The organism is Spirosoma humi (assembly GCF_054776575.1).
The window spans coordinates 1,781,298-1,797,640 of record NZ_BAAHBR010000008.1 but is presented as its reverse complement, the minus strand read 5'-3'; the positions used below and the strand labels follow the sequence as shown (position 1 = coordinate 1,797,640).

The 16,343-nt window shown below is 53.4% G+C and carries 2 protein-coding genes; both read right to left on the bottom strand.

Annotated elements, in window-relative coordinates:
• The coding region (locus ACYU8Y_RS16075) for a beta strand repeat-containing protein (protein ID WP_460938993.1) at window positions 1-11,738 on the bottom strand (11,738 nt) is incomplete at its 3' end.
• Between the two features lie 92 nt (window positions 11,739-11,830).
• The gene (locus tag ACYU8Y_RS16070; RefSeq protein WP_460938991.1) at window positions 11,831-15,028 is read right to left on the bottom strand and encodes a hypothetical protein; all 3,198 of its coding nucleotides are present in this window, start codon (window positions 15,026-15,028) and stop codon (window positions 11,831-11,833) included.
• Window positions 15,029-16,343: the final 1,315 nt, after the last annotated feature.

Below are 16,343 nucleotides of genomic sequence, written 5' to 3'. Positions count from 1 at the left end.
AGCGGGTTGACGGCCTGGCACGGATCTACAGTCGTACACGAGGCCGGACTGCCGATCACCTGGGTCTGGGAGGCACAGCCCGCCAGACTGGCCACCACCGTCACGCTGCTGCCTACCGTGCCCGTCACCTGGTTGCCTACCAGCGTACCCCCCAGGGCCACCAGTGTCGCTCCCGGGCTGGCCGTCACCGAGGCCACAAAGCTCACCCCATCCACGCACACCGCGTTGCCCGTCTGCAGAGCGATGGGCTGCGTACACGTGGTGCACACCGCTCCCGTCACCACCGTGCGGGTCGTTACACAACCCCCCGCTACGCTGGCACTCACCACCACATTCGTGTTGGCCGGGAGGCCCGTGATGGTATTCACTAACGCGTTCACCACGCCCACATTCGCCGTCACACTCGCTCCCGCACTGGCTACAAAGCTCACCGAGCTCAAGCCCGTCACCGGATCACATACCGGACCCGTCACGGTCAGCACCGGATTCTGACACACCGGTGGACAAGTTGGGGCACTGATCGGTATTACCTGGGTCAGCGAGCATGTGCTACTCACCGCTGTCAGCGTCAACGAGGTACCTAAGCTAATTCCACTGATTATATTACCCGAGATCACCCCGGCGCTGGCCGTTACCGTGACTCCCGTAGGAGCCGTGAACTGCACCCTGTATGTTGAGCCGTTGCCATCGCAGACAGGCCCAGAGATACTTACTAATGGATTACCTTCCTGGCAGTTGTTAGTACAGGAGGTTGGGCTGCCGATCACCTGAGTCTGGGAGGCACAACCTGCCACACTGGCGACTACCGTCACACTGCTACCCACCGTGCCCGTTACTTGCCCGTTGGCATAAGTACCACCGAAGGCGGTGATTGTTGCCCCGGCTGTCGCTGTTACACTGGCCACATAGCTGATGCCGTTTGCACAGACAGCATTACCCGTCACCAAGTTGATTGGCTGGGTACATGTCGTACAAATTCCAGGTGTCACTACGGTACGGCTTATCTCGCCACAACCATTCGTTGCTGTCACAATCACCTGACTACCCGACGGGATACCCGTGATTAGACCATTTGATACTACACCTACATTCGCGCTAACGCTGGCTCCGTTACTGACGAAGTAACTGGCTACACCGAGTCCTGTTACCGGATCACACACGGGGCTCTGTACCGTTAACACCGGATCCTGACAAACCTGACAGAGGGTTACCGTGACAGGTGCTGTGACTGCCGTTGCCGAACAGCCTACTGCATCGGTGACCACTACCGTAAAGGCACCCGTTACAGCCGCCGTCGCTGATACAGTCTGGCCACTGCCTGTAAACCCATTCGGGCCACTCCAGTTATAGGTAAGCGGATTCGTCCCTCCCGTTGCGGTCGCATTGAGCGCAATCGGGCTATCAATACAAACGGGGCCGGGTGTGGCACTGCCCGTGACGGTTAAATTCGAACCTGTTGTCAGCGTTATCACATCACTGAAGCGACACCCTCGGCTATCCCCAAATGTTACGGTATAGCTACCCGGCAGTAGATTGGAAACGGATGCAGCATTAGACACAACACCCAGGGAGCCGGTAATCGTGTATGAATAAGGTGCTGTGCCGCCCGCGGGCTGAACAACGGTCAAACTTCCAGACGCGGGGGAAAGGCAGACTGGATTATTGTATTGAATATTAAAGTCAAGTCCATCCGGCTGGTTGACGATAATCGTCGTCACCGATACACAAGAACTCGATGTGGTCCGGGTCAGTAAATACGTTCCTCCGGGTACCGTATAAGTAGCTGCTACGTTGCCCGGTGTCCGGCCAATCTCGGTAGCCGTACCTGCAATGGTAACTACATATTCATCGGCCGCTGATCCTGAACCAGCATACTGAAGGAGACCATTTTCCTGTGGACACTGCGCATCCGTTTTGGTCCAGCCAGCAATGACTGCCGGTCCGGGAGGATTGATCAGAATGCTTTCTCTGGTGACCTCACAGCCATTGGCATCCGTCACGGTTACCGTGTTGGTACCAGCAGGTAATCCCTGAACGGTGAAGGACCGGCCACTACTAATTCCTTTTACATACCCATTGACACTATACGTAAATGGTCCCGTACCGCCGGACACGCTGATGGTTAGTTTACCATCCGACGCGTCACAAGTGCTTACATTGGTTGGCGTTACCGTCAAGACGAAGCCGTTCGGTGTGCGGTTCTGGATGTGTACATCAATGACTGATTTACAGGTTGAGTTGGCACCCGACACGGTAAAGACATAATCACCTGCTTTCAGGCCTGTGATATTCACTAAGCCCGGATTAGTCGCCGACTGTGATCCTGTCGTTTCACCTGTCCATGTAATAGAATAGGGTCCTGTACCTCCCTGAATGTTCAGGGCTACTGAGCCATTTGAAGCCGTACAGCTTGCTGCCGCCGTCGCCTGAATGGTCGCTACAGGGCCACCGATATCATTGACATTGACCGTATCTACGTATTGACAACCGGCATAAATCGTATTGTCAGCAAATAAGTTAGCCGTTACCGAATAGACTCCAGCCATTAAGCCACTGGCAATCGGGCCATTTTGACCATTACTCCATACATAGGTGGTCGTGGCACCGCTAGGAATATTCAGTAGCTGAGCCGTCGCTTCCCCATTGGCACTTCCACACTGGTTATCGATAACCGATGAATTGAACGCCAGCGGAGGGCATTTGAGCGGACAGGGTGGCACCGTAACCAGTGCATTTTGATTGCCTGGGCAACCATTGGCATCGACCACCGATACAAAGTAATTACCGGCTGCCAGATTCGAATGGCTGGCCCCAGCAATGGTTTGTCCCTGGTTATTGATAAGGGAAACCGTATAGGCTGGCGTGCCGCCGTTGATTTGAATTACATTCAGCGTACCGTCGCCATTGCCAACCCCACCCGGTCCGCAGGTTTCAGCGATATACTGCACGTTGAAGTCAATCCCCGAAGGACCTACGACGGTAAAGTTCCGGAAAGAAGTACACGTCCCATTTGTGTACTCAACGGTATAGATTCCCTGCGGAACGTTAGTCACTAATGGCCCTGTGGTATTTTCGGGCACCGTAGCCACCAGCGTACCTCCCAGGAGAATACGGTAGGTACCCGTTCCGGTGCCACCCGCATACGTCAGTGATCCTGTACCCTGGGCACACAAGGCGCTCAAAGATGTCCAGCCCGTAACCGGGGGAGCACCCGTTTCGGGCACAATCACCGTTGTCGTTGTCGAACAGCTATTGGCTCCGCTAACAACTCCTACTGTATATACACCTGCCGGGAGGCTAGGAATTTGAATCGTGCTGGCGGATACGGTTGTAAAGGATGTTCCGTTCATCAGGTACGTGTAGACAGGGCCACTTCCTGATGCAGTCAGGTTTATCGATCCATCCTGCGCACCGCAACTCGACGCCGGATTCGGCGTAGCAGTTAGGGCTATGCTTCCACTCGACGACACCGGAATGGTTACGTCCAGAACCGTCTTACAGGTTGAATTGCTACTGGTAAAGGTGAAGGTATAGAGACCTGGAGCCAGCCCTGTTTGGGTAAACTGGAACGGCGCTGTACCATTAACACTTCTCGTGCTGCTGACCGGCCCTGTCCAGCTAACCGCAAATGGACCCGTACCGCTTGTGATGCTGAAGGCAACGGTTCCCGTGCTAGCCGCACAGCTTGATGGATTAATGATGCCCTGTGATACGATTGGTCCACCAATTTGATTGACATTAATCGTTTCCACGTAGGGGCAGCCCACGTAGGGACCTGTCAGTACGGTGGCCGTTACCGAGTATATCCCGGCCGCTAAGCCATTCGTGTTTGCTCCCGAGAATCCGTTACTCCACAAATAGTCGACATCATTGACGTCCAGATTGCCAAGTTGAGCAACAGCCCGTCCATCGGCGGCCGTACAATTGGCGTCGACCACGAATGTGTTCATCGGAATAATCGGACACAGCACCTGACAATCCGGCACCGTCACAAAGATGGTTTCTACGCCCAAACAGCTTCTGGAATCGAGTACCCGTATCTGATAAACGCCCGGTTTTAAGTTCGTATAGGTATCTGGGGAACTGGACGCGATCAGTTGGTTCTGCGCATTCAACACGGTGGTTGAGTAAGGCGCGGTTCCCCCTGTGATCTGGACAATTGAAATGGTCCCATCATTATTGGCTACGCCACCGGGAGCGCAGCTTACTTTCGTATACTGAACATTGAACTTCAGCCCTTCCGGAACAGTGATGGTCACCGTGGTTAGGGATGTACAGTTCGATGCTGTTCCTGTTTGTTCAATACTATAGGTACCGGCAGGTAGGGTCAGTGTCGTCGATGACGCCCCACTGATACCTGTTGTGGGTCCTACCACAGCCCCTGTCGTAACCTCCCGAATCAGGAAGGTTGCCGTCGGCTGACCACCGGCAAAAACAAGCTGGCCTCTGTCACTGGGGCAAAGGGGATTGACCGCGCTCCAACCCGTGATGGCCGGAGCCGTTTGGTCTAAAATCGTCACGGGAACATTGGCCACGGAACAGCCACCAGCACTACTCACGCCAACGGTATATACACCGGCAGCCAGACCATTGACCGTAAACGTTGGTAACGCAGAAGTTCCGATCGCAATACCATTGAGCGAGTAGGAAAAAGGTCCTGCAACACCCACTGCCGGGATGGCGGTAATGACGATACTACCCGTCGCTGTGCCACAAGCCGTCGCGTTGGTTGGTACGGCCGTCACACTAATCTGATCACCATCACTCTGAGGAATGGTAATGGGCAGGTAGGATGCACAGGCGGTGTCACTATTGGTACTGGTGATCTTAAAAATATACGAGCCGGGTGCCAGGTTGGGTATGGTCGTTACCCCAAGTGCTGCACTAGGCAGGCTACCCGTAGCCGCTCCGCTCCACGAAATCATGAACGGACCATTACCCGTCGTGATATCGATAGCAACGGCTCCATTATTGCCCCGGCAATCCGCAGCGGTAATCAGATTAATTTCCGCGACGGGTCCGCTAATATCATTGACCTGTACACTATCAATGACCTGACAAACACCGCTGGTGGTGGTCACGGTTGCCGTTAAGCTGTAGACACCTGCAGCAAGTCCGGAAACCGAAGGTCCGGTTTTTCCATTACTCCAGGCAAATCCGGTGGTCGCGCCTGCCGGTAAACCACCCAGCGAAACCATCGCTGAACCGTCGCTATTTCCGCAGGTGGCATCAATCACACCAGCACTGATCGGGTAATTACAAAGCGGTGGCGTACAATCTCGAACCAAAATGGTAAGGAAGGCCTGGTCTACCGGGCAACCCGTACCACCCACCGAATAGATAACGGTATAGGAGCCTGCACCGGAAGCAATACCATTGAAAACACTACCTGTCAGCGACCCGCTAAGAGCGGTAAACGATCCGCCAGCGGGTACGTAGGTCGACAAATCAAGTGTCTCGTTATTACAAAGGGACAGGATCTTATCCTCGCCCGCATTGGGTTGATTAGTTACCGTAACACTCAAGCTGGCAACGGCAGTACAACCGAGTGCATCGGTCACCGTTACACTGTAGACGCCCGCCGAAGAGGCCGTCGGTGCCAAAATCGGATTGGCAATACTAGCCGTAAACCCATTTGGTCCCGTCCAAACATAGGTCAGTGGTGTTGCCAAGGTAGCTGTAGTACTATTGCCCGCCGTTACTGTCAGCGTTAGCGGACTTCCCACACACGCAACGATTGGATTACCTGCTGTTGCTGTTAACGAACAGCAATTGGTAGGTAATACCAGGGTGGCCGTACCTTGAGCCGTACATCCCTGACTATCCGTCACGGTCACACTATACGGACCAGCCGCCACACCCACCAGGTTCTGGCTCGTTGAACCGTTACTCCACAGATACGTATAAGGAGCTGTGCCACCCACCACACTCGCTATTGTGATCGATCCCGTCGTGCTGCCACAGGCAATGGTGCTGGCCGACAACTCAGCGACTATCGGCGCTGGCTGAGTCAGACTCACCGTTCCACTCACTTTACAGCCATTGGCATCGGTCACCACCACATTGTAGGTACCGACACTCAACCCGCTGATACTGGCAGTAGCCGCTCCTGTATTCCATAGATACGTATAGGGAGCCGTACCTCCACTGGCCAGCGCTACTGCACTGCCTGTGTTGGTGGCGTTACAGCTCACGGCTGTGCCGCTTACTACCACACTCGGCCCGGACTGATCACTGATAGTCACACTGCCGGTGCTTACACACCCGTTGGCATCGGTCACCGTTACGCTATAGACGCCTGCCACTAACCCGGTCAAACTATTGGTTGTGGCCCCATTGCTCCACAGATACGTATAGGGAGTGGTGCCACCGCTGGCCGTTACGGTCGCCGTGCCCGTCGCCTGGCCACAGGCCGAAGGCGTACTAGCTACCGTGCTCGTCAGATTGCCCGGCGCGCTGTTGATCGTTACCGGAATTATGTCGCGACAGCCTGCCGCATCTGTAACGGTAACGCTATACGTACCAGCGACAACGCCATTGAGACTAGTGCCAGTTGCACCCGTACTCCACAGGTATGTGTAAGGAGCTGTTCCTCCCGTTGCCGTCACACTAGCAACTCCCGTGGCTCCCAAACAGGTGGCCGGGGTTGTTGAAACGATCGCTAGTTGAGGACCACCCGTATTGCCGATCGTCACCAGAGCCGTGGTGCTACATCCGATTGCATCGGTGACAGTTACCGAGTAGCTGCCCGGGGCTAATCCACTGACCACGCTGGTGCTGGCCCCGGTGCTCCACACATAGGTGTACGGTGCGGTGCCACCCGTAGCGGTGATGGTGGCTCCACCATCCGACTGACCACAGTGAGCATTACTCGTAATTTGATTTAAAGCGAAGTTGGCGCAGCAATTGCTCACGGAGACAGTCACCGTCGCTGTAGCCGAACAACCTGATGCATCGGTCACCGTTACACTGTAAACGCCTGCCGAGGCAGCCACCGGAGTAAGGGTTGGATTCGCGACAGTCGCGGTAAAACTGTTAGGACCACTCCAAGCATAAGTCAATGGCGTTGCCACGGCTGCCGTGGTGCTGTTGCCCGCCGTTACCGTCAGCGTTAGCGGACTTCCCGCACAAGCAACGATGGGAGTACCCCCTGTGGCCGTCAGCGAACAGCAATTGGTGGGCAGTACCAGCGTGGCCGTACCCTCAGCGGTACACCCATTGGCATCGGTCACCGTCAAACTATAGGGCCCAGCCGCCACACCCACCAGGTTCTGGCTCGTAGCACCGTTACTCCACCCGTACGAGTAAGGAGCTGTACCCCCTACCACACTCACCACCGTGATGCTGCCCGTCGTACTGCCACAGGCAATGGTGCTGGCCGATAACTCCGAGACAATCACCGCGGGCTGAGTCAGGCTCACCGTCCCACTCACCTTACAGCCATTGGCATCGGTGACCACTACATTATAATTACCAGCCGCCAATCCACTGGCGATACTAGTTGAAGCGCCGTTGCTCCACAGATATGTATACGGAGCTGTGCCACCACTGACTACCGCCCTGGCGCTACCCGTGTTCGTACCGTTACAGCTCACGGCTGTGCCGCTTACTACCACACTCGGCCCAGACTGATCACTGATAGTCACACTGCCGGTGCTTACACACCCGTTGGCATCGGTCACCGTCACACTATAGACGCCTGCCACTAACCCGGTCAGACTATTGGTTGTGGCCCCATTGCTCCACAGATACGTATAGGGAGTTGTACCACCACTGGCCGTTACAGTCGCCGTGCCCGTCGCCTGGCCACAGGCCGAAGGCGTGCTGGCTACCGTGCTGGTCAGACTACCTGGTACACTGTTAATTACTACGGGCAAGACATCCCGGCATCCACTGGCATCCGTCACGCTCACACTGTAGGTACCCGTCACCAGACCACTCACACTGGATGTGGTCGCTCCTGTACTCCACAGGTATGTGTAAGGAGCTGTTCCTCCCGTTGCGGTGACACTAGCTGCACCCGTCGCTCCCAAACAGGTGGCGGGGGTTGTTGAAAGCACCGCTAGCTGAGGACCGGCCACGTTGCCAACGGTCACCGTCGTGCTGGCGCTACAGCCAGCCGCATCCGTGACCATTACCGAGTAGCTTCCCGGAGCTAGCCCGCTTACGGAACTGGTCGATGCGCCTGTACTCCAGGCATAAACATAGGGAGCCGTGCCACCACTGACCGTTACCGTCGCTCCCCCATCGGACTGACCGCAGTGGGCACTGGTTACGATCTGGTTCAAGGTGTAGTTAGCGCAACAGTTGGTTACCGAAACAGTTACCGTCGCCGTAGCTAAACACCCATTGGCATCGGTCACCACTACCGTATAGGTACCACTCTGGCTAACCGTTGCCGCTGCCGATACCGTTGGGGTGGCTCCACTGTCCGTATAGTTATTTGGACCGGTCCAGGCGTATGTATAGGTACCGGCCACTGGTATTACGCTGGTCGATAGAGTCAGCGGAGAACCGGCACAAACAGTCGCACTATTCGCGCTGGCCGTTACGGCTATGGCTGGCCGAACGAGAATCGTAATCACATCGGCAACCGAGCAATTGGTCGCTCCGTTATCGGTGATGACCACGGTATAGCTCCCCGAATTACTCGTCGTTGCATTCGGAATGGTGACGGACGGGGTTGTGGTTACTGTGGAGAAATTATTAGGACCTGTCCACTGATAGCTCAAGGTACCTGTTGCCCCGTCGGAGGTAGCCGTTAACGTGATGTCTTCCCCCGAACAGATCGTTGTCGTGCCATCAATTGTACCGGTCAGGGCACAACAGGCCGATACACTTAGTGGAATTTCGGCAAAGGGTCGGCAGTTCGCATCCGCCGGTACAGGGGTAATCCGCGCATAAACGTAATAGGTCCCCGGTGCGCCTGGCACATCCACATTGCTCAGCGTAGCCGTGTTGCTCACGGGCGCAGCGGCTCCCAATACGCCGGTAGGGGTTCCATAAACGGCGGCTGCCGTCGTTTGCTGCGTTGTAAAGTAAACGAACTCCACCTGGCTCGGGGCTACGGCCGTTGTTCCGATGCGTAACTGAGGCAGTTGTTGGCCTGCACAAACCTGGTAGCTGGCATCAAGCAATGTAAACGTTGGGCAACCACAGACCGTGATCGGATCAGGCGGATAAAGCCGGTAACAGCAGCCTGTGATGCCACTCACATTCTGACCGACCGTCACGCCCGTTGGGGCTGGACTGGATGTGTCGTACGCCAGCGTATATATGTAATAATCACCGATCTGCTGGGCTGGGAAACTAGGGGTGCTTTGTACCGATACAATTTGTCCGGCACTGTTGGTCAAAACGTATTGAACCGTTATCCCCGTACCCGGATTGAATGGCGTACCGGTGATGGTTTGATTGTCGAAAAAATCGCAGCAACCCGGTGCCTTAACATTAATGATGGTATCGCCCAAGCAACTTAAGAAATTACGATCCCGCACCGTAATCCGATAGCCTCCTCTACCCAGATTGGGAATCGTATACGGGCTGGCAAACGGGGTAAAATCGACTCCGTTCAAACTATATTCATAGCTGCCTGTGCTCCCGGTAGCCGTTATGGTCACCGAGCCGTCAGTCACCGAACAGCTACTGGCATCGGTTGCCAAGGCGTTAAACGTAATCGCGGGTAGTATGGATACGGGATAGTCCTCCACCTCCCCATCGAATAAGGTACCCGTGGGCGAAACAAAATTCGTTGTGCTGACCCGTAAGCGAATATAGCTTTGTCCGGCCTTTAGCCCCAGGGTACCCAGATTACCCCACGTCAGGGTTGCCACCTGCGAAGGATTGGCTGCATCGTAGGGTAAATTCACGCTGGTAAACTCGCCCGTATCGAAGGTGCCGTTCCGGTTAAAGTCCACCCAGCCGCGGACATACGCCGTCTGTCCCGTTGTGTTTGTAACCTCTACCGTCAGGCTATATACGTCAGAACATTCGACCAGCACGGGAGGTGCCGTTGTCAGGCCATCTTCATCATCGATGCCGTTGGTATCGTCCCCATTGGCCAAGGTACCCGTCGGTTGCCCATTGGATTCGCCATCGGCCGCAAGCGCACCGATGTATAGCGTGGCTGTGGGCTTATGGGCGGCCCCGTTACTGCCGCTGAGCGTTGCGTAGCTGTCCGGAGCATCGCCAAAATCACAGGCAACCGTAAAGGGGATTTCTGCCTGAGCCGACGCATTGGGTAAATTCGTCCAACTATCGATGTACCGGTTATTTCCCCATTGCTGGAATCCGGCAGCGCTTTGGGCTGGTGTTACATTTGGCCAACCATGTACGCCGTTCGTCGTGTTACTGTTTATTCCGGCGGTAGCGCTCAGCGGGCTCGTCAGCGTCCGGTTTGCGGTGCTGAGACTCGTATCATCCCAGTAGATGGTCGAATTGGGGGCGCCAGGACCATTGGTTCGTGTGACGGTAAGTCCCCCAAATACTTCAACATCCAGAAACGTAAAATGAATTTCGGCGACTTTGTCAATAAAGATGCGAGCCCGGAGGTTAGTGCCGCAAGCTACGATGCCCCCCTGTCCATTTATGCCATCCCAATTAATGGTGTTGGCTCCCAGTTGTACGTTGAACGGTATCGATCGATCGATGGCATCGGTATATACTCCGTTATTGTTAACATCGATTTGTAATCTAGCGTTACCGGCATAGTTGGCTATGCTGGCGGTAAAGGTGCCGGCTGCGGGATTACCAATGGTCGATGGCGTATACGTTAAGCCGTTGATCGTTGGATCGCCGGCAACGGGGGGTTGTAGCCATTCCGATACGGTTTGCCCTAGTGCGAGGTCGTACCGTGGCGCTGATGCCGGCAAGGCAGCGCTGATGGGCGTAAAGAATTGCTTATAGATACCGCCACACTCCGTACCAGTTGTATAAGGTGAAACAGCATCAACGCTTTTATAGACCGATGTACACTCATTTTGTTTTCGAACACCATAGCGCGTGGTTTGTATCCGCGAACCAATCCCATTATAGTTCTTGAGCACTACGGAGTATTTATAGCCAAACTCACTGATCATATACATGTTGATATTAGCCAGACCACTAGTTTGTATCATCCAGTAGGATTCTGAATATACCCGTCCATTGATTCGACTGGATGCAGCCGTCGTCGTTGTTACGTCGATGTTATAGGGGCTTAGGAAGAGTGCTCCACCTTGGGGGGAAAATTCCATAGAAATGGTCCAGATACCGACGGTGGCTGCCGTTACCGGAATGGCTCCTGTGACGGTTTGGCCTTGGGCCGTCATCGTCCTACTCGTGTATAAACCAGTCGGCGAATAAAACTTGATCGTGACCGTGTTTGGCGTGCCACCACTATTAGGCGGTGTTCCAGTGGTAAAGGAGTAATTAATGTATTCACCCGCATTCGCGTAGGCGTAGTAAAGCTGATTTAGATTTGTCCCATTGGTTGATCCGACAATATTGGCGGTACCGTCGGCATATACGCTGGAGCCAGCAGCCACTGTCAACATAGCCAACAGACACAGCCAGCACCGCAACGAGCGGCCCAGCGCTGTCAGATTGGTTTGCGGCTTTCGCTGACCTAAATAGCCTCCCGATTTACCGGGCAAACAAACCTTATCGGACAGACTCTGATCATCTTTCCGGGTGACTTGCACTAGTCCGTCTAGTTGGCGTACCTGTTTGTCCACTATAGAGTAACCGATTGAACGCATATTTTTTGATCGTTTGGCGCTTTCAGGCTTACGGGAAAGCGTTGAGTAGTTGGCTTCGCCCTCAATTCATGTTAAGTTGAGTAATCCGGTCGCTAGTCTCTTACCAAGGGAATTGGTACCGGACAATTGGCGGCCTCAAGCGAGACAACCTCCTGATCAATACAGACTATGTTTGCTTTATCCCGAACGACAACGATGTAATTCCCGGTCGATAAATTATTGACGACCAACGGATTACTGGTTAAATTCGCATACGTTTGTCCCCCATTCAGACTGTACTCATACACGCCCGTTCCCCCGCTGGCGGCAATGGATACCGACCCATTCGTTGTCAGACAAGGATCCTGATTCTGAGCGGTTACCGTCAGCGACACGGCGGCCAGGTTATAGCTTAGTACTTTCACCACGGTATCGGAAGCACAGCCTGACGAGATCAGTCGCGCCAGTGTTTGATACGTACCGACGGTGAGGTTACTGAACGTGAATTGGTTGGCTGGCCCAAACGTCTGTCCACCGTCGATGCTGAATTGGTAATTTGTCAGGGGGGCAGGTGATGTAAACGTAATGGCTCCTCCCGTCGGATTACATTCCGACATATTGGCCACTGTACTCACGGGGTTCCCCACCGCAGGGTTCTCCACCAGCGTGACGGAATTCACCGCTGACACACAACCCGTGTTCAATTGTATGGCTTGTAATTGATAAACTCCAGGCAGTAACCCACCATATACGGTTGAGGCAGCATCCCCGAATGTTTCTCCCCCATCGATGCTGTAGGCATAAATATTGGCCGGTGGCGATGACGCTGGGCTCGTAAAGGTGATGCTTCCGTTCGGATTGTTACAGTCGGTTGGCCGAAACAACGTAGCGGCTGGGGTAGAAACGGTGAGAGCCGGTTGAACTGTGATTGCCCGGGTGGCCGATATACAACCCGTGGTTCTGCTTTGCGCAACCGTAGTATATACGCCTGGGCTCAAGGAATCGAATGAAACCTGATTAGCGCCCCCAAAGGTTGTCCCTCCATTTACACTATACAAAAAGTTAGTCGTGGGGGTGGGAGTCGAGAAGTTAATGGTACCCGTCGCCAGTGTACAACTGGATGTCGTTGCGGTACCGGTAGGAGCGGCAGGGGCTCCGCTAATCACTAAGGTACGGGTGGCAGCTGCCGTGGTCAATGAGGCACAGCCCGTTACCGTACTGCGGATAACCAACTTGTAGCTGCCCGCGGCTAAGCCCGTGAAAATGCGCGACGCCTGGAACGTAGCGCCCCCATCGACGCTATACTCGAAGCCCGACAGCGGTGCCGTGAAAGTAATACCTCCGTTAACGGCCGTACAGTTCGTTACAGCCGTCGTTGTAGAGGCTATGGTAGTTGAAACGGGAGCAGCGGTCAGGGAGACGGCCCGGCTGAGGGTGGTCGACTCACAACCGGTAGCAATATCCCGGATGCGGGTACGATAGGTGCCCGCGGCCAGGTTCAGAAACGTGAACGAAGACTGATAGCTTGCCCCCCCATCGATGCTGAACTCGTAGCTGGTCCGTGCCTTGGGGGCGGTGTTGGAGAAGGTAATGCTGCCGTTGTCGGTCGTACAGTAGGTAGGCGTCGAAGTGGTGGTGTGGGAGGTGGGGGCGTTGATCAGTGTCAAGGTTCGGCTGGCAGCGGCTGTGGTCAACGAGGCACAGCCCGTTACCGTACTGCGGATAACCAACTTGTAGGTGCCCACGGCTAAGCCCGTGAAAATGCGCGACGCCTGAAACGTAGCGCCCCCATCGACGCTGTAGTCGTATCCTGCCAGAGGGGCGGTAAAAGTAATGCTTCCATTCGGATCCTGACAGCTCGTTACGTTTGCCGAACTAGAGGCTATGGTGGTTGAAACAGGAGCAGCGGTCAGGGAGACGGCCCGACTGAGGGTGGTCGACTCACAACCGGTAGCAATATCCCGGATGCGGGTGCTATAAGTGCCCGCGGCCAGGTTCAGAAACGTGAACGAAGACTGATAACTCGCGCCCCCATCGATGCTGAACTCGTAGCTGGTCCGTGCCTTGGGGGCGGTGTTGGAGAAGGTAATGCTGCCGTTGTTGGTCGTACAGTAGGTAGCCGTCGAGGTGGTGGTGTGGGAGCTGGGAGCGTTGATCAGCGTCAAGGTTCGGCTGGCAGCGGCTGTGGTCAACGAGGCACAGCCCGTTACCGTACTGCGAATAACCAACTTGTAGGTGCCCACGGCTAAGCCCGTGAAAGCGGGCGACGCCTGAAACGTAGCGCCCCCATCGACGCTGTAGTCGTATCCTACCAGAGGGGCCGAGAAGGTAATTTTTCCATCCGGAGCCGTACAGCTCGTTACGTTTGCCGAATTGACGGCTATCGTAGTCGAAGCGGGAGCAGCGGTCAGGGAGACAGCCCGACTGAGGGTGGTCGACTCACAACCGGTAGCAATATCCCGGATGCGGGTGCTATAAGTGCCCGCGGCCAGGTTCAGAAACGTGAACGAAGACTGATAACTCGCGCCCCCATCGATGCTGAACTCGTAGCTGGTCCGTGCCTTGGGGGCGGTGTTGGAGAAGGTGATGCTGCCGTTGTTGGTCGTACAGTAGGTAGGCGTCGAAGTGGTGGTGTGGGAGCTGGGGGCGCCGATCAGCGTCAAGGTTCGGCTGGCAGCGGTTGTGGTCAACGAGGCACAGCCCGTTACCGTACTGCGGATAACCAACTTGTAAGTGCCCACGGCTAAGCCCGTGAAGGCAGGCGACGCCTGGAACGTAGCGCCCCCATCGACGCTGTAGTCGTATCCTGCCAGTGGGGCCGAGAAGGTAATTTTTCCATCCGGAGCCGTACAGCTCGTTACGTTTGCCGAACTAGAGGTTATCAACGTCGAAGCGGGAGCTGCGGTCTGACCAACTGGTCGAGTCACAATGGCCGACTGACAACCTTGCGCTATATGTTTGACCCGCGTTTGGTAATTTCCCGCTGCCAGATTGAGGAATGTAGGAGAGTTCTGATAGGTTGCTCCCCCATCGATACTGAATTGGTACAACGATTGTTGCGCAGCCGGAATACTTGTAATGGTGATACTCCCGTTCGGCGTCGAACAATACGATGCCGTTGTTGTAGACGTTGGGGTAGCAGGAGGACACTGAGCAAAAGCCGTCATTGTAGACAGCCCGAGCAAGACTACGTAAGCTAACCATATAGCCAGGCTATTCCGTAGACCGCCTATCCATTGTAGTGAAGACGTAACCTTCTGGTCAATAAACAGCTGCAACTTACCTTTTCGGTGGTAAACGTTATCGTTCATATGGTCTGTGCTAGGGGGTCTAAAAAACACCAAGCGTAAATACATTATCAACTTCCCCACCAGCCCCTATCGGGCTGATCTCTGATCGTTTGAGGAAGTTTTCAAGAGTTCTATTTTGCTGCGTAATCAAGTGGAACCCGCTGGATAATTGGGGTAACTATTCCTGTATTCAGGTTTGGAAAAAACCACCAGTCCATGGGATGGAATTGCTATTTCCCAAAGCAGGCAATCAGCGAGATTGCCATCCTGACGTATAGACTATAAATTGATTGGATTTCAGAGGAGAATTGAGAGAGCCCAGAACTGAGCTTAAAGACTAATTGCCGTGGCTACTTCCTATATAATAACCATAAACCCAGGCTAAAGAATACGGTTGATGATCGGTCCGACAAAGGCATACTCAATTTTTTGACAAGTACAGATCTTGACTCGTCTTTTTTCTCGATGAGTAGTCTCAATCGCCTTAATGTGGGTCTATTGTAGATTAGTAACGAACTAACTTTTACGTGGGAATAAAGTGGCAATGGCCACTCATACAATGCACACAGCAATGCCTGGAGAACGTGTATATATACTTTCATAAGAGTAAGGCGTAAAATATCAGCAAATTATCAGCGGTTAATTTTAAAAGACTTTAGATGAATACCCTCACAACAGCATTGACTTAATCTATAATAAGTATGCCTAATCATTGAGCTATAAACAGGCATTTGTCATTAGGATAACAATCCGTTGATATAATAACCCGCTGGCTGATTTTATATAGTTTAACCAAACGTGTTGATCGATGACCAGACACGTGTGGCAAACTTTATATACATGTTCAGGTAGCTCCACGATTTGAAAACTTAAGACGCAAATTCATTGACTCGTCTTGTAATAGGGGCTAAAAACATAGCCCAAAACAATGAAATTGGCTTTTAATCACTTCAAATTGCTTTTTAATACATGTAATTTTCCTTACACCGCCTTAAGGCTGTAATCTCTACGAAAAATATTTTTTTGAATGCGGCCAAACTTACATGAACTCACAATTCAATGACATTAACTACGTACTGAGCACATGAAAAGTCTAATTGAGCTAGAAAACGGAACCCGATTTGGTGTATATATCTATATACTAATTTTATCAATGGTTAATTGGCAAAATTTTTGATAGACTCTTTACAAGAATTTTGCCAATTAATAGCCAGCGTTGTGCCGGTATTGCTAAAGCGTATATTTTCAATATAAATAGCTTAATTATCTATAAATTCATGAGTATTCCTAAAAATAGGGTAGCCTTCTTTTCAAGGAAATAACCATAAATTTCTAT

Bases quoted from the DNA above. Each gene is read 5' to 3' on its own strand.
- ACYU8Y_RS16070 (WP_460938991.1), bottom strand. From the start codon at position 15,028: ATGAACGATAACGTTTACCACCGAAAAGGTAAGTTGCAGCTGTTTATT.